The sequence below is a fragment of the Microcella sp. genome (assembly GCF_025808395.1).
Classification (GTDB): Bacteria; Actinomycetota; Actinomycetes; order Actinomycetales; family Microbacteriaceae; genus Microcella.
Window position 1 is genome coordinate 735,055 of the sequence record NZ_CP075524.1, and the last position, 15,487, is coordinate 750,541.

At 69.8% G+C, this 15,487-nt stretch carries 12 protein-coding genes; 6 read left to right on the forward strand and 6 right to left on the reverse strand.

All coding sequences use genetic code 11. From position 1 onward, the window contains the following. Positions 1 to 53: 53 nt before the first annotated feature. Entirely contained in the window at positions 54 to 1,250 is a 1,197-nt protein-coding gene (locus KIT89_RS03585) for a hypothetical protein (protein ID WP_297603196.1), read from the forward strand. A 1-nt stretch (position 1,251) separates the two neighbouring features. Here the strand turns inward: KIT89_RS03585 and KIT89_RS03590 are convergent, their stop codons facing one another. Then, positions 1,252 to 2,022 (reverse strand): SGNH/GDSL hydrolase family protein, encoded by a 771-nt coding sequence (locus tag KIT89_RS03590; RefSeq protein ID WP_297603197.1) that lies wholly within the window; start codon positions 2,020 to 2,022, stop codon positions 1,252 to 1,254. Positions 2,023 to 2,179: 157 nt separating this feature from the next. Here KIT89_RS03590 and KIT89_RS03595 point away from each other — a divergent pair, with 157 nt between their 5' ends. From KIT89_RS03595 to KIT89_RS03615, 5 genes are all read left to right on the forward strand, one after another. After that, the gene (locus KIT89_RS03595; RefSeq protein WP_297603199.1) at positions 2,180 to 2,440 is read left to right on the forward strand and encodes a GlsB/YeaQ/YmgE family stress response membrane protein; all 261 of its coding nucleotides are present in this window, start codon (positions 2,180 to 2,182) and stop codon (positions 2,438 to 2,440) included. A 92-nt stretch (positions 2,441 to 2,532) separates the two neighbouring features. Next, positions 2,533 to 3,795, forward strand: coding sequence for a DNA polymerase IV (locus KIT89_RS03600; RefSeq protein WP_297603200.1), 1,263 nt, complete (start codon positions 2,533 to 2,535; stop codon positions 3,793 to 3,795). A 12-nt stretch (positions 3,796 to 3,807) separates the two neighbouring features. After that, on the forward strand, positions 3,808 to 5,580 hold the full coding sequence (locus tag KIT89_RS03605) for a DEAD/DEAH box helicase (protein ID WP_297603201.1): 1,773 nt from the start codon (positions 3,808 to 3,810) through the stop codon (positions 5,578 to 5,580). Positions 5,581 to 5,606: 26 nt separating this feature from the next. Continuing rightward, positions 5,607 to 6,692, forward strand: coding sequence for an alanine racemase (locus KIT89_RS03610; RefSeq protein ID WP_297603202.1), 1,086 nt, complete (start codon positions 5,607 to 5,609; stop codon positions 6,690 to 6,692). Then, positions 6,689 to 7,660, forward strand: a complete 972-nt coding sequence (locus KIT89_RS03615) for a CPBP family intramembrane glutamic endopeptidase (RefSeq protein WP_297603204.1) — start codon at positions 6,689 to 6,691, stop codon at positions 7,658 to 7,660. Before KIT89_RS03610 ends, KIT89_RS03615 begins: the two co-directional genes overlap by 4 nt. Here the strand turns inward: KIT89_RS03615 and KIT89_RS03620 are convergent. The 5 genes from KIT89_RS03620 to KIT89_RS03640 all read right to left on the reverse strand — a co-directional run bounded on the left by KIT89_RS03620 (position 7,657) and on the right by KIT89_RS03640 (position 15,400). Next, a complete protein-coding gene (locus KIT89_RS03620; RefSeq protein ID WP_297603205.1) occupies positions 7,657 to 8,523 on the reverse strand; it encodes a DUF1206 domain-containing protein in 867 nt (288 codons plus the stop codon). The two genes, KIT89_RS03615 and KIT89_RS03620, sit on opposite strands and share 4 nt — an antisense overlap. A gap of 37 nt (positions 8,524 to 8,560) precedes the next feature. Continuing rightward, positions 8,561 to 9,394 carry a DUF1206 domain-containing protein gene (locus tag KIT89_RS03625; RefSeq protein ID WP_297603206.1) on the reverse strand — a complete coding sequence of 278 codons (834 nt, stop codon included), beginning with the start codon at positions 9,392 to 9,394 and terminating at the stop codon, positions 8,561 to 8,563. Between the two features lie 61 nt (positions 9,395 to 9,455). After that, a complete protein-coding gene (locus tag KIT89_RS03630; protein ID WP_297603207.1) occupies positions 9,456 to 13,004 on the reverse strand; it encodes an error-prone DNA polymerase in 3,549 nt (1,182 codons plus the stop codon). Between the two features lie 30 nt (positions 13,005 to 13,034). Then, positions 13,035 to 14,615 (reverse strand): DNA polymerase Y family protein, encoded by a 1,581-nt coding sequence (locus tag KIT89_RS03635; RefSeq protein ID WP_297603209.1) that lies wholly within the window; start codon positions 14,613 to 14,615, stop codon positions 13,035 to 13,037. Then, positions 14,615 to 15,400 carry a hypothetical protein gene (locus tag KIT89_RS03640; RefSeq protein WP_297603211.1) on the reverse strand — a complete coding sequence of 262 codons (786 nt, stop codon included), beginning with the start codon at positions 15,398 to 15,400 and terminating at the stop codon, positions 14,615 to 14,617. The genes KIT89_RS03635 and KIT89_RS03640 overlap by 1 nt, the downstream gene beginning before the upstream one ends. Between the last annotated feature and the right edge of the window lie 87 nt (positions 15,401 to 15,487).

Consider the following 15,487-nt stretch of genomic DNA (forward strand, 5'->3'; position numbering starts at 1 on the left):
CGCCCGAGACGGTGCGTCGACCCACGCCGCGATGGAGAGGCGCGCTCGCGGTCGTGACGTCAACGGCGCTGCTGGTGTCGTCGGCCTACGGCGCCTTTGCCGTGCTCGCGCCGGTCGAGCCGGTGCAGCCCGAGGTTCTCGCACTCGACTCGGTGTCGACGCCCGAGGCGGTGGTCGCGCTGCCGGGCTACGGCGGCAGCGCCATCGGCGATGCTGACAGCGACCACCTCTTTGCCGGCGTCGACATCGATACGGCGCGACCTATCGCGTCGCTGACCAAGGTGGTCACCGTGCTGGTCGTGCTGAGCGAGCGCCCGATCGAGGCGGGGTCAGACGGCGCGACGATCACGCTCTCCACGCAAGACTCGCAACTCGTCGCTCGCTACGCCGCCATCAACGGCACGACTGCGCCCGCGCCCGTCGGCCGCACGATCACGCAGCGCGAGGTCGTCGAGCTCATGATGGTGCACTCGGCCAACAACTACGCCGAGACCCTCGCGGTGTGGGCCTTCGGCTCGGTCGACGCCTACCTCGTCGCCGCGCGAGCGTGGCTCGACGGCCAGGGTCTCACGGGCATTCAGATCGCCGACACGACGGGATTCTCACCAGGCAACGTCGGCAGCCCGCGCGAGCTGTTGAGGCTCGCACGCATCGCTGCGGCCGACCCTGTTGTCGCAGAGGCAGCGGCCAAGCCACGAGTGTCGGTGCCCGGCATCGGCAGCTATGACAACCGCAACCTGATCGTCGGTGTCGACGGAGTGACCGGGTTGAAGACCGGCACCCTGAGAGCCTCCGGCGCATCCTTGCTGTTCTCTGCCGAGCACGCGGGCCCGACGGGCGAGCACCGCGTCGTCGGCGTCGTGCTCAACGGCCCCGATCATGTGCGCGTCGCCGCCGATGTTCGAGCACTGCTCGAAAGCGTGCGCGATGACTATCACGAGGTGAGCCTCGTGCGCGAGGGCGCCGTCGTGGCCCGCTACTCCACGCCGTGGGGCGACACCGCTGAGCTGCGCGTTGCGCGGGCGGTCGACGATGTGGTCTGGGGGCCGATCAGCTCGGTCGCGGTCGTGCACGCGTCGCCCCTGCAGCCGGGTGTGGATGGCGAGGTCGCCGCCCATGTCGAGCTTCGATACGGGGGCCGACGCGTCATGGTTCCGGTGCAGTGGGTGGGCACGATCGGTGAACCGCCCCTCGACTGGCGCTTGGCGCAGCCCCTCGCGGGACTGGTCGACTCGCTGCAGGGCGACTGACCTACTGGGGAGGCAAGGTGGGTCGCTTCGGCCTCACTCGGTCGCCCGACGACTGATGGCGCACGCGGCGCACGACCCAGGGCACGAGATACTCGCGGGCCCAGCCGATGTCGTCGACGCGGGCGGCGCGCCACGAGCGGGCGGGAATCGGCTCCGGATGCTGAGGCTCGAGACCGTGGTCGATGCCGAGCGACTCGAGCATCATGATCGCGATCGTGTGATGGCCGAGCGGCGAGAAGTGCAAACGATCGGGAGCCCACATCTGCGGATTCTGCAACTGCCGCAGCGCCCACATGTCGGCCACGATGGCATCGTGCTTCGCCGCGATGTAGCGCAGGTTCTCGTTGTAGATCGCGACCTTGCCGCGCACCCGTCGCAATACCGGGGTCATGCCGATGTCGGGGCCGTTGAACATGACGACCGTCGCGCCATCAGACCGCAGTCGGGCGATCGTCTCGTCGAAGAGCTCGGCGACACGATCGGGGTCGGTGCCGGGGCGGATGATGTCGTTGCCGCCGCCCGAGATCGAGATCAGATCGGGCCGCAGCGCGAGAGCGGCATCGACCTGCTCATCGGCGATCTGCTGCAGCAGCCGACCCCTGATGGCCAGGTTGGCGTAGGCGAAGTCGACCGTGCGCTCGGCGAGCACCTCGGCGACCCGGTCGGCCCACCCGCGGTGGCCGCCGGGGCTCTGCGGTTCAGGGTCGCCGATGCCTTCGGTGAATGAATCGCCGATGGCGACATAGCGCGACCAGGGCTGCAATTGCGGCATGCGTCTAGCCTAGAAGATGAGGCTCACTGTGAGCTTGCTGAGAGGTCTACCCCCGAACGGGGGGTGTTCTGGTTGACTATCGCCCGGGCGTTTCCTATGAAGAACGCCTGACCACGCTGTGCTCCGACCGGGAGCCGGCACAACGAAAGGAACACCTGTGGGATTCCTCGGATTCATCCTGCTCGGTCTCATCGCTGGCGCCATCGCCATCGCCATCCTTCCTCGCAAGGGAGCCGGCGGGTTCCTCGGCGCTCTCGTCGTCGGCGTGCTCGGCGCGCTGCTCGGTGGCTGGATCGGAAGCCAGCTCGGTCTCGGCAGCATCGACTCGTTCTTCGACATCGGCACGTGGTTGCTCGCCATCGGCGGCTCACTGCTCGTGCTCGTGATCTACGGAGCCGTCACCGGCCGTCGCCGCTGATCGGCGCACTCACGACACCGACGGGGTGGGGGCTGCGGCCCCCACCCCGTCGTTCTGTCTCGCCCGTCGGCCGTGCGTGACACGATCGACTCGTGAGCAAGCAAGACGGCAGCGGGCGGCAGGTGACGCTCGAGCCGACGGATGATCGCACGGCGAGCATCCTGCACCTCGACATGGACGCGTTCTTCGCGAGCGTCGAACTGCTCGACCGGCCAGAATTGCGAGGCAAGCCCGTCGTCGTCGGCCACCGCGGGGCGAGATCGGTCGTCACAGCAGCCACCTACGAGGCACGACGATACGGCGTCAACTCGGCGATGCCCATGGCTGTGGCTCTGCGGCGGTGCCCCTCGGCGATCGTGCTCGAGCCGCACTACGAGCGCTATCAGGCTGCGTCGCGCTCGGTCATGCAGATTCTCGGCGACGTGACCCCGCTCGTCGAGCCGCTCAGCATCGATGAAGCCTTTCTCGACGTCAGCGGTGCGATGGCACTCTTCGGCCCGCCCTACGTGATCGCCACGGAGCTTCGCTCTCGCATTCGCGCGGAGACCGGCCTCGTCGCCTCGGTCGGTGCGGCAGCGACCAAGTTCGTGGCCAAGCTCGCCTCGAGCCGTGCCAAGCCAGACGGGCTGCTGATCGTGCCGCTCGCAGAGACCCTCGACTTCTTGCGGCCCCAGCCGATCACGGCGCTGTGGGGCGTCGGAACAGCCTCGGCGCAGCGCCTCGAGAGGCTAGGGCTGCGCACGATCGGCGATGTGGCAGATGCCCCGCTCGACGCGCTCGCGCGCGCACTCGGCCCAGCGTCGGCCGGTCACCTGCACGAACTGTCGCACGGCCGCGACCCGCGACCGGTCACGGTGCACCGAGCCGAGAAGACCATCGGTCACGAAGTGACCTTCGAGCACGACATCGCCGATCGCGCGTCGATCGAGCGCGAATTGCTGCGGCTCGCCGACCGGGTCGCCGAACGATTGCGTCGCGGCGGCTGGGTCGCACGCACAGTGTCGGTGAAGCTGCGGTTCGGTGCCTTCGAGACCATCACTCGAACGCAGACCCTCGCTGAGCCCACCGATGTCGCACAGCGCATCGCCGCCGAGGCGCGCGCGCTCTACACCGCGTCGCCCGTCGTCGGCCAGGGGCTGAGGCTCGTCGGCGTGCGCGCCGAGAACCTGCTGCCCACCGGCGCGGTCGCACGCGGGCTCTGGAACGACGACGAGTCATGGCGAGACGCCGAAGAGACAGTAGATGCTCTCACGGCGAAGTTTGGCCGAGGAGCGGTGCAGCGAGCATCGCTGCTGCGCGACGAGACACTTCGCCGCGGCAGCGTGCCGACCAGCGGCGACGGTGGTGTCGACTAGCATCGAGGTCTCGTGACAGCCTCTTTTCGCCGCGCTCCGCATGTGGGCACCTTCGCAGCAGAGCACCTGTCACCGGCCTACCCTGAACGCGCCGCTCGCGGCACGGCCGACCGCCTGCGCGCCTGGCAGGCAGAAGCGCTCGACCGCTACTTCGAGACCGAGCCGCGCGACTTTCTCGCCGCCGCGACCCCCGGAGCGGGCAAGACCACCTTCGCGCTCAGACTCGCGGCCGAGCTGCTCGCGCGCCGCACGGTCGAGCGGGTCATCGTCGTCGCACCGACCGAGCACCTCAAGCGCCAGTGGGCCGACGCCGCTCATCGCGTGGGCATACGGCTCGACCCAGCGTTTCGCAACTCGTCACGCGTCATCGCCCGCGCATTCCACGGTGCCGCCGTCACCTACGCCCAAGTCGCCGTGCAGCCGTTCGTGCACCGCACCCTCGTCGAACAGGCGACGACGCTCGTCATTCTCGACGAAGTGCACCACGGCGGCGACGCACTGAGCTGGGGCGACGCGCTGCGCGAGGCATACTCGAGTGCGACTCGCCGACTGTCACTCACCGGGACACCCTTCCGCAGCGACACCGCCCCCATACCGTTCGTCAGCTACGTCGCAGACGCAGAGGGAGTGCGGCTCTCGCAGACCGACTATCAGTACGGCTACGGTCGCGCGCTTCGCGACGGCGTCGTGCGGCCCGTGCTCTTCATGTCGTACGGCGGCCGCACTCGGTGGCGCACCACCAGCGGCGATGAGATGGAAGCCGTGCTCGGCCAGGACGACACCGCCGACATCACTGCCCAAGCATGGCGCACCGCCCTCGACCCCGGCGGCGAGTGGATGAGCGGCGTGCTGCGCGCCGCCGACACCCGACTCACCGAAGTGCGCCACGCCATACCCGACGCCGGCGGGCTCGTCATCGCGACCGACCAGGCGACAGCGCGCGCCTACGCCGCACTGCTGACCACCATCGCCGGAGAAGAACCCGTCGTGGTGCTGAGCGACGAGGCCGGAGCATCCGACCGCATCGCTGAGTTCGCCGAGTCGGAATCACGCTGGCTCGTCGCCGTGCGCATGGTCTCTGAAGGGGTCGACGTGCCGCGGCTGGCGGTGGGGGTCTACGCGACCAGCGCATCCACACCCCTGTTCTTCGCTCAAGCGATAGGCCGCTTCGTGCGTGCGCGCCGCCGCGGCGAGACAGCGTCGATCTTCATTCCCAGCGTGCCGAGCATTCGCCGACTGGCCAGTGAACTCGAGCGCGAGCGCGATCACGCGCTCGACCGCGCGGGCGACGAGCTGCTCGACGACTCGCTGCTCGCCGACGCCGAGCGCGACGAGAAGGCGAGCGACTCCGAGCTGGCCGAATTCACCTACCAGGCGCTCGAATCGACGGCGACGTTCGACTCGGTCGTCTATGAAGGCGACGACTTCGGGCACCTCGCCGAAGTCGGCAGTCTCGAAGAACTCGACTTTCTCGGGCTGCCCGGCATTCTCGAACCAGATCAAGTGCGCGAGGTGCTGCGCGCCCGGCAGCAGCGGCAATCGCGTCGGGCGGCCGAGCGGCCGGCCACCCAACCGGCACCGCAAGCGCTCTACCGCTCGCTGAAAGAGCAGAGGTCGCTGCTCAACAGTCTCGTCGGCCTGCGTGCCAAGCTCACCGGTCAACCGCACGGCCACATTCACGCCGAATTGCGCCGACTGTGCGGCGGGCCCGCGGTCGGCCAGGCGACCGTCGCGCAGCTGCAGTCGCGCATCGAACTGCTGCGCAAGCAGATGGCGGGCGGCTGACAGGCCCGACGCGAGATGATGGGGGAGTGCGCGATACCCCCTACCTCTCCGTCGACGAACGACTGCTCGAGGTGAACCTCAGCGCCATGGCCGACCACGCGCGCACGATCGGGGTCGACCTGCGCCCGCACGCGAAGACGCACAAGAGCATCGAGATCGCGCGTCGACAGCTCGCGCACGGGGCCGTGGGCCTCACCGTCGCGACGGTGGCCGAGGCCGAAGTCTTCGCCGACGGCGGAATCGACGACCTCTTCATCGCGTATCCGGTGTGGGCCGAGGGGCCGCGTGCCGAGCGAGTGCGAGCGTTGGCGAGTCGCGTGCGGCTTCGGGTGGGCATCGATTCGATCGAGGGGGCGCGGATGCTCGCGCAGGCGACGACGAGCGGCGAGCATCCGGTGCCCATCGGTGTGGCAGTCGAAGTCGACAGCGGTCATCACCGCACGGGAGTCGAGCCCGCACAGGCAGGCATCATCGCCGCGGCCGCCGCCGACTACGGGGTGCGCGTCGACGGGGTCTTCACGTTTCCGGGTCACTCGTATGCGCCAGAGGCGCGCGCGAGCGCCGCGCACGACGAAGCGCACGCACTCGCCACGGCGCGAGACTCGCTGCTCGGCCTCGGCATCGCCTGCGCGGTCGTCAGCGGAGGCTCGACACCGAGCGTCGACGCCGCCACGGGCCGAGCGGCTGGCGGAGTGCTCACCGAGATGCGCCCCGGCGTGTACCCGTTCTACGACGCCCAGCAGTGGGAGCTCGGCACCGCCGGGCCCGGCCGCATCGCCCTCACCGCGGTGGCCACCGTCGTGAGCGTGCGCGGCACGCGCGCCGTCGTCGACCTCGGCAGCAAGGTGATCGGCGCAGACCGACAGTCGTGGGCCACCGGTTTCGGTCGCCTTCCCGCGCACCCCGACGCGCGCATCATCGCGCTCTCAGAGCACCACGCGACCATCGAGTTCGCCGATGACGGCGCAGGGGCACCCGCACTCGGCACGCGCCTGCGCATCGCCCCCAACCACGTGTGCACTGCCGTCAACCTCGCCGACGAACTGGTCGTCGAGCGCGACGGCAACGACGTCGCCGTCGTCTCGGTCGATGCTCGCGGGGCCAACACGTGAGCGGTGCGCAGACCGACCCGGCCGTGCGGCACTATGCCGATGCGCTCAGCGAACCCCGTCGGCCCTGGTGGGTCGCGGCCAGCGCTCTGGTCGTATTCGGCGCCGCCGTGGTCGCGGTCAGCGTGCTGCTGTCGCTCGCGGCGATCGAGGTCGACCTCGTGCTGGGCCTGACGACCGAGGCCGCCGTGAACTCGGGTGCCGTGGTGTTGACGCCGACGGTGTTCCTCGCGAACAACCTGGTGCTCGCCTCGCTCGTGCCGATCTCGATGGTCACGCAGTGGATGTTCTTCGGTGTTCGACCCCGATGGATGCTCTCGGTCACGGGAACGTGGCGCTGGCACCTCATGGCACGGTCTGCGCTCTTCATCGTGCCGATCTTTCTGCTCTATGCCGGAGGAGGAATCGTGCTCGCCGCCGCAGAGCTCATCGCCGTGCCCCCGAGCGGCACCACGGTGGCGCTGCTGGTCATGATCGTGCTGACGACTCCGCTGCAAGCCGCTGGTGAAGAGTTCGGCTTTCGCGGCTTTCTCACCCGCACCGTCGGGTCATGGTCGCGTCGGCCCGGAGTGTCGTTCGCGATCGGCACCCTCGTCTCATCGATCGCATTCGCTCTCGTGCACTTCGCGGCCGACCCCTGGCTCATCGCCTATTACCTGGTCTTCGCCGTGGCCATGTCGCTCATCGTTCGAGCGACCGGCGGTCTCGAGATCGCGGTGTTCATCCACGTGCTGAACAACGTGCTGCTGCTCGGCCCTGCGGTCGTGCTCAGCACACTGGAAGAGTCGTTCGACCGCAGCGACGGCAGCGCAGGCCCTTTCGCACTGGTGCCGATGACGGTGATCGCGATCATCACGCTCATCGTGCTGTGGTGGGCGCCACGCCGCCGCGTGCAGAGTGCCGCGCCCCCGCCCCCCGGCCGCGCTGCTCGACGAGCGACCGACGTCGACTCGGGCCGCACCGGGGCCTAGATGCGCGACAATCGGGCCCGCGCGAAGCCGTAGACGCCGTAGACCGCGAGGCCCACACCGATGAGCCCCAGCATCACAGGCCCGAGAAACACGTCGCGCACTGCCGTGAACGTGCCGTCGAGACCGGTGATGCCAGTCGCATCCGACTCGAGCGCCTCGACGACGATCAGCAGCCCGAGCAGCACGAAGGCGACGCCGCGCGCGATGTACCCGATCACGCCAGCGGCCCGCACGGCGCGACCGCGGCGCGGCGGCAGAGGCCGCAGCTCCCACGAGAAACGGCGCATGATTCCCTTCAGCACGAAGTACACGCCCGACATCATCACTCCCGCGCCGAGCATCACGAGAAGGAAGGCTCCACCCGGTGTCTCGAGCAGAAAGGTGGCGATGCGCCGAACGACGCCACCGCGCGGGAAGCTGCCGCCGAAGAGGATCACCATCGGCAGCGCCGCGAGCGCGAGGTACACGACGCCCTGTGCGACACTCGCGATCGCCGAGGTCCACCGCTGCCGTGGCCCGCGGTTGAGCGCAGCGTCAGAGATCATCCAGAGCCCGAGACCGACGAGCGACACGGTGACCACCACGAGCAGCACGCCGCCGATCGGCGGAGCAGCCAGCGCCTGAAACGCCCCCACCTCATCGGCGCGCACGCCGCGATCGCCCAGCGCGAGCGCGATCGCGAGGCCCCCGATGAGCATATGGAGAAGGCCGGTTGCCGCCCAGCCCGACCGCGCCACAAGAGTGAACACCCGGCTCTCATGCGCTGAGCGCACGACCTCGACCACCCCGTGGGCGTCGACTGCATCGGCGTCTCTCTCGTCAGCTCGCTGGCCTGACGACGTCAGGTCGGAGGCCGCGCTCATCGTGCCACGCTATCGGTCTCAGCTATAGCCACGCTCGTCAGAGCTTCGCTCTTCGCGCCCGAACGAAGCAGTAGAACCCGTACGCCATGAGCCCGAGAGCGACCAGCACGAGCATGATCGCTCCGAACGGAAGCTCTGCGACAGACCGAAATGCTTCGTCGAAGCCTCCCGCCGACGACGGATCGGCCGTGACAGCGGTCACGATCACGAGCACGCCGACGGCGATGAGGGCTGCGCCCTTCGCGATGTAGCCGACGGTGCCCACCACGGCGACGGCCTTTCGCGTGTCTCCCAGGGGGGTGCGGATGTCGTCCAGGAAGGTCATGCGCGCGCCCTTCATGATGAAGAACGCCCCGACCGCGACGACTGCCAGGCCCGCCACGATGAGCACCACGATGCCGAGCGGCGTCTGCACCAGAGAGGCGCTCACCTCGCGCACGTCGGAGTCGCTATCGACCTGCCCTCCGAGCCCGATGGTCACGGCAGGAACAGCGAGTGCACCATAGGCACTCGCCTTGGCGAGCATGACGAGCCCCGGTCTCCATTCGCGCTCGAGCAGGTGCTGGAGAACCGCTTCAAGCAGAAACCAGATCGACAGAGCGGCGAGCCCGGCCGCGAGTACCCAGACCAGCGCGAGCCCACCGGGCGTCTGCGCCACAGCGCGCAGCGCTCCGCCCGGATCAGCGTCGTCAGCACCCGCACCGACGGCAACCGAGATGGCGAGCACCCCGATGAGCACGTGCAGCAGACCGTTGACTGCGAAGCCGGTGCGCGCTGCGCGTTCGAACCACCGGCTCGTGTGCAGTTCGTGGGCCGTCTCTGCGGCTTGTTTCGCTGTTCTCTGCGCTGTCGTCTTCGCCGCGTCTGTCATCAGTTCAGGCTAGGGACGAAAGCGGCAGTGAGACATGCCTTGACTGAGAAGACGACGGCCGCTACCGAAAGTCGCGGCTCGGCATCGTGACGCGCAGGGGCAGCGACTCGACGCGGTCAGCGACGATGTTGACGACGCCCTCGGGCGAGCGCTCGAGCGTGCCCCGCACGATGAGGGCGCGGCTCTCGCGCACCGTGCGCCGGTAGCGACCCCAGAGCCCCACCGAGCAGATCACATTGACGAGGCCCGTCTCGTCTTCGAGGTTGAGGAAGGTGATGCCGCTCGCGGTCGCCGGCCGCTGACGGTGGGTGACGACGCCCGCCACCTCGACTCGGCGGCCCGGCTCGGCACCACGCAGCTCGCGCGAGGTCAGCACTCCGCGCTCGCGCAGCAGGGCGCGCACGAAGCGCACGGGATGGTCGCCCGGTGCGATGCCCGTCGACACGAGGTTCGCGACCATGAGCTCGTAGTCGTCGAGATCGGAGAACAGCGGCGGCTGCACGGCCGTCACGACGCCGGGCAGGTACTCGGGTCTGGCGTGCGCCGCCGCACCCGCCGCCCACAGCGCCTCGCGACGCGACATGCCGAGCACGTCGAAGGCTCCGGCGGTGGCCAGGGCTTCGACCTGGGCGGCAGTCAGCCCGGTGCGGTACACGAGTTCGGTGAGGTCGCGGTAGGGGCCGCCGCGCTCGCGCTCGGCGACGATGCGCTGGGCCGTCGGCCGACCGATGCCCGTGACCTCGGCGAGCCCCAGGCGCACCGCGAGCTCGGCATCTCGGCGGTGCAGCGCGCAGTCGGCGAGATCGCCGTTCGTCGAGGCTACATCGAACTCGGGCACGGGGGGCTGACGGCGGTGGATGCACTGCTCGAGCCCCGTGGGCGACGCGCGGCGGGCATCCGGAGCCACCGGTTCGTGCGCTGAGGCGACCACCAGATCGACCCGCTCGAGCCCCGCCTCGACCCCCGAGCGCAGAATGCAGGGGGTGCGCACCTCGACTCCGTGGCGCTCGGCATCGGCCGTGAGGCTCGCGGGAGAGTAGAAGCCCATCGGCTGGGCACGCAGCAGTGACGCGAGAAAGACGCCGGGGTAGTGCAGTTTGAGATACGAACTGGCATAGACGAGCAGAGCGAAGCTGATCGAGTGGCTCTCAGCGAAGCCGAAGTTGGCGAAGGCCTGAATGCGGCCGTAGATCTCGTCGGCGAGCTGGCCCGTGATGCCGTTCTCGGCCATGCCGGCGTAGAGCGTCTCGCGCAGTGACTCGATGCGCTCGAGGCCGCGCTTGCTGCCCATCGCGCGGCGCAGCAGGTCGGCGTCGTCTCCTGTGCAGCCGCCGACCGCCATGGCCACCTGCATGAGCTGCTCTTGAAAGATCGGAACCCCGAGCGTGCGCTCGAGCGGCTCGACGAGCTTCGGGTGGTCATAGGTGACGGGCGCCTGGCCCAGCTTGCGGCGCACGAAAGGGTGCACGGCGCCACCCTGAATCGGCCCAGGCCGCACGAGCGCGATCTGCACGACGAGGTCGTAGAACTTTCGCGGCTGCAAGCGCGGCAGCAGGCCCATCTGCGCGCGGCTCTCGACTTGGAACACGCCGATCGAGTCGGCACGGCACAGCATGTCGTAGGTCGCCTGCTCTTCTTTCGGCAGGGTGTCAAGTTGCCACGTCTCACCCAGGTGCTCATCGATGAGGTCGAAGGCATACTGCAGGGCGGCGAGCATGCCCAGCCCGAGCAGGTCGAACTTGACGAGGCCCATCCACGCGCAATCGTCTTTGTCCCACTGCAGCACCGTGCGGTTCTGCATGCGGGCGTGCTCGATGGGCACGATCTCGCCGACCGGCCGGTCGGTGAGCACCATGCCGCCCGAGTGGATGCCCAGGTGCCGAGGGTAGGTGAGCACCTGCTGCGCGAGGTCGACGACGGGGTCGGGAATGTCGTGGTCATCGCTCGAGAGCACGGCGCCCCATCTCTCGACCTGGCGGCTCCAGGCATCTTGCTGACCGGTTGAGTAGCCGAGCGCCCGCGCCATGTCGCGCACAGCGTTCTTCGGCCGATAGCTGATGACGTTCGCCACCTGAGCCGCGTTGCGCCTGCCGTACTTCTCGAACACGTATTGAATGACCTCTTCGCGCCGATCTGAGTCGAAGTCGACGTCGATGTCGGGTTCTTCATCACGCAGCGCCGAGAGAAAGCGCTCGAACGGCAGCTTGTAGCCGATCGAGTCGACTGCCGTGATGTCGAGCAGGTAGCACACGGCAGAGTTCGCCGCCGAGCCGCGCCCCTGGCAGAGGATGCCGCGGCCGCGGGCGAACTGCACGATGTCGTGCACGATGAGGAAGTAGCCGGGAAAGTCTTTCATCTCGATGACGTCGAGCTCGCGCGCGATGCGGGCCCGATCGGCGTCGCTCGCCTCGGGATACTTGCGCGGTACGGCCGACCAGACGAGCTCGCGCAGCCAGCTCATCGGGGTGTGGCCCGGCGGCACCTCTTGCGTCGGCAGATTCGGCTTGGCCTGTCGCAGGCTGAACCCGAGCTCATCGGCGAGCTCGACGCTGCGCGCCACAGCACCGGGGTAGCGCGCGAACAGTCGCTGCATCTCGGCGCCGCTGCGCATGTGCGCCGTGCCGGCGGCCGGCAGCCAGCCCTGCATGTCGTCGAGACTGCGGCGCGCACGCAGGGCGGCGAACGCGGTGGCGAGCGGGTACCGCGCCGGGGTCGCGTAGTGCACGGCCCCCGTCGCGACGACGGGCAGCCCGCGCTCGGCGGCGAGAGCGGCGAGCACGTCGTTGTGCACGGTGTCGAGGGGGCGGCCGTGATCGAAGATCTCGATGCAGACATTGGATGCTCCGAACCGGTCGACGAGCGCGTCGAGCTCGGCGCCCGCGGCGGCGATGCGGGCGCGCGTCGGCCGTGCGCGGGCGACGCCATCCGCCGCCGCGCCATCGTTGCCCGCCCGCTTCGTATCACGGCCTTCGAGGGCCGACCGCACGGCGCCCTTGCGGCAGCCGGTGAAGATCATCCAGTGGTCGCCTGCGGTCGCATCGCCTCCGCGCCCCGCATGCTCGGCGAGCACGTCGAGGTCGTAGACCGGACGACCCTTCTCGGCACCCGCGAGCTGCGCGTCGGTGATGGCGGCGGCGAGCCTGTGGTAGCCGGCTTGGCCGCGCGCGAGCACGAGCAGGTGCGTGCCCTCTGGGTCGGCGACACCCTGCTGGGGCCCGGTGAGGTCGAGCGAGAGCTCGGCGCCGAACACGGTCGTGATGCCGTACGGCTCTGCTGCCTCGGCCATGCGCACGACGCCGTAGAAGCCGTCGTGATCGGTCATCGCGAGGCCGGTCAGCCCGAGGCGCGCGGCCTCTTCGAGCAGCTCTTCGGGGCTCGAGGCGCCGTCGAGAAAGCTGAACGACGAGTGCGCGTGCAGTTCGGCGTACGGCACGACCGTCGAAGGGTCGGGCCGCTCGACACCGGTCGCACGGTATGGCGCCCGCTTCGGCGACCACGCCGGCGAGTCACCGCCGTCAGCGCCGACGGGCGGCGTCGTGCCTGGCCTGCGCCCCTCACGCAGGCCGCGTTCGAACTCGCTCCACGGTATCGGCGGGTTGTGCCAGCCCATCAGCGCACCCTGGCATGTGCCGAGCGCCGGCTAGTCATAGCGAGCCTCGGCCCACCAGCTGGTGCCCTCGAGCACGAGCAACCAGGCAACGCCCGCCGCGTCGACGACCTGCAGGCGATGCAGTCGCCGCCGGCGGATGCTCCACCACTGCTCGTCGAGCGGCCACGGCCCTGCCCACGAGGCGACCGGCCGGGTCGTTCCGCCCGCGGCAGGCGCGAAGCCAGCAGGAGCGGCAGAGAGCCTCATGCGGTCGTCGATGCTCACGATGGCACCGTGCGCGTCGACCACCGTCACTGCATGCCGTGAGGGGAATACTGTGGCGGGTGCGGGCAGCGGCAGCGCGCCAGGCCATGGCCGATCTCGGGGCCGGGTGATGACCGCGCGATCGCCCCAGGGCACGAGCATCGTTCGTTCGGCCAGCGTGCGCCCCCCGCCGCGCTGCGCGGTGAGCACGGCGTCATGACCGAGCAGGCTCTGCACCCGCGACAGAGCGTGGTGCACGCGCTCGTCGGGCGCCGTGCCCCACAGCCCTGGCTCATGGTGGGCGAGGTCGTCGACGCTCTCGGGCACGATGCGCACCCGGGTGATGGCCGAGCGCAGGCCGGGGCCGCGGTCGGCCTCGGGCGCTCTGACAGAGCCCAGTGCGCCTGCCGTGCGCGTCTCGCCGCTGAGCTGCCAGCGCACGCGGTCGACGATCTCACTGGCTCGGAACGATCGCGGGTGCAGCCACGCTCGCTCGGTCTCAGTGCCGTGCTCGTCGCGAAAGCCGATGCGGATGGCGGTGGCGACGAGCAGTCGGCTCGTGAGGGTCTCGACGAGCTCATCGGCGAGTTGCCGCACGGCGAAGGCGAGCTGGTCGACGCGGTCGAGGGGCGGTTCGAGCTCGAGCACCCGTTCGAGGTCGGGCGGGGGAGTGCGCGGCACGAGCACGGTGGCGTCTGCGGCGCCCGCGAGCGCGTGCCGGTGGGCTCCGGCGGCACCGAACCGATCGCGCACGGCATCGGCGGGCAGGGCTGCGAAGTCGCCGAGCGTGCGCACACCGAGTCGGCCGAGCAGCGTCGCGAGCTCGGGGTCGCCGAGCGTGGTGACCGAGAACTCGGCGAGAAACGATGCCGAGGCCTCAGCCGCCACGATGCGCACCGGCTCGGCGGGTGAGGCAGTGCGCGCAGCGAGCTCTGCCGCGAACGGCCCGTCGGCAACACCGATGCGCACATCGTGCACGGCTTCGGCGAGCACTGCACCACGCAGCGCGATCGCGGCCGCGCGCTCACCGCCGTAGTAGCCGGCAGGGCCTCGGGCTGCGATCGCCAGCAGGCCTGGCCGCACGACCTGCACGCCAGCGACGAGGGCTTCGACGGCGTCGATGAGCGGAGCGAACAGGCGGTGGTCGCGCCCCTCGTCGACGGCAACGACGACGAGCGAGGTGCAGAGCGACTGCGCCTCGCGCCGCCGCTGCCCCGCGCGCACTCCTTCACTGCGAGCGGCCGGCGAGCACGCCACGACGCGGTTCGCCGCCATCACCGCGACCGGCGCCCCCTCGCGGGCGAGCCCCTCACGCACGGCCGCGATGACGGGCCAATCAGGCACCCACAGCACGAGCGTGCGCTGCATCAGCCGACCCGCCTCGCCGCGTCGCGCTCGGGCAGCCATCGATCACGCGCGCGATCTGCCGCGGCACCGCCATCGACCCGACGGATGCCCAGCTCAGCATCAGGCATCATCACTCGCGCACTGCGGGGGCGCCCGCCGCGCCTCGAACTCACCGTCACCGTGACCTCGCGCTCGCTCAAGCACCCGTGCCCGTCACCGAGCCCCGACCAGCGGCTCTCGGTGAGACTGATCATCGCTTCGGCCTGGGGCCATGCCCCGAGCACGAGCAGGATCGAGCCACGCTCGCGAAGGCGGCCCGCAAGCTTGGCGATCGCGCCGTCGCTCGCCGCTCGCCCCGGCCGCACGGCGACAACGCTGAGTGCGTCGGCGATCGCCGCCGTCACCGTCAGCCACGCATCACCCGGGTGCGGAACCAGCACGAGTCGATCGAGATCGATGCCCATCGCCTCGGCGGCCTCGACCCCGAACTCGGGCATGCCCACGACACCGCACCACGAGCCGGCCTGCGAGGGGCCGGCGAGCAGCGCCATGACGAGTGCGCTCGAGGGGCTGAGAGCGTAGGTCGCGCCTTCACGCAGCCCGCCGTCGGGCAGCAGGTCGGCGAAGGCCTCGTGGGTCGGCATGAGGCGGGAGTCGAGCCGCGTGCGCTGCAGCGAATCGATGCGGGCCTGCAGAGCCTGCACGGTCTCGACCGACTGGATGCGCGCTGTGCTCGCAGCACCCGAGTGCGCGCTCCCGCCCACGTCGACGGGGTCGACAGCGGGGGAGAGCGCAAGGGCTGGCATCTCTCCATGATCGAACATACGTTCGAATATGGCAACTTGCACCGACATTCACACGGCGTGTCGCCATCTACCCCTCCGCACCCCAGC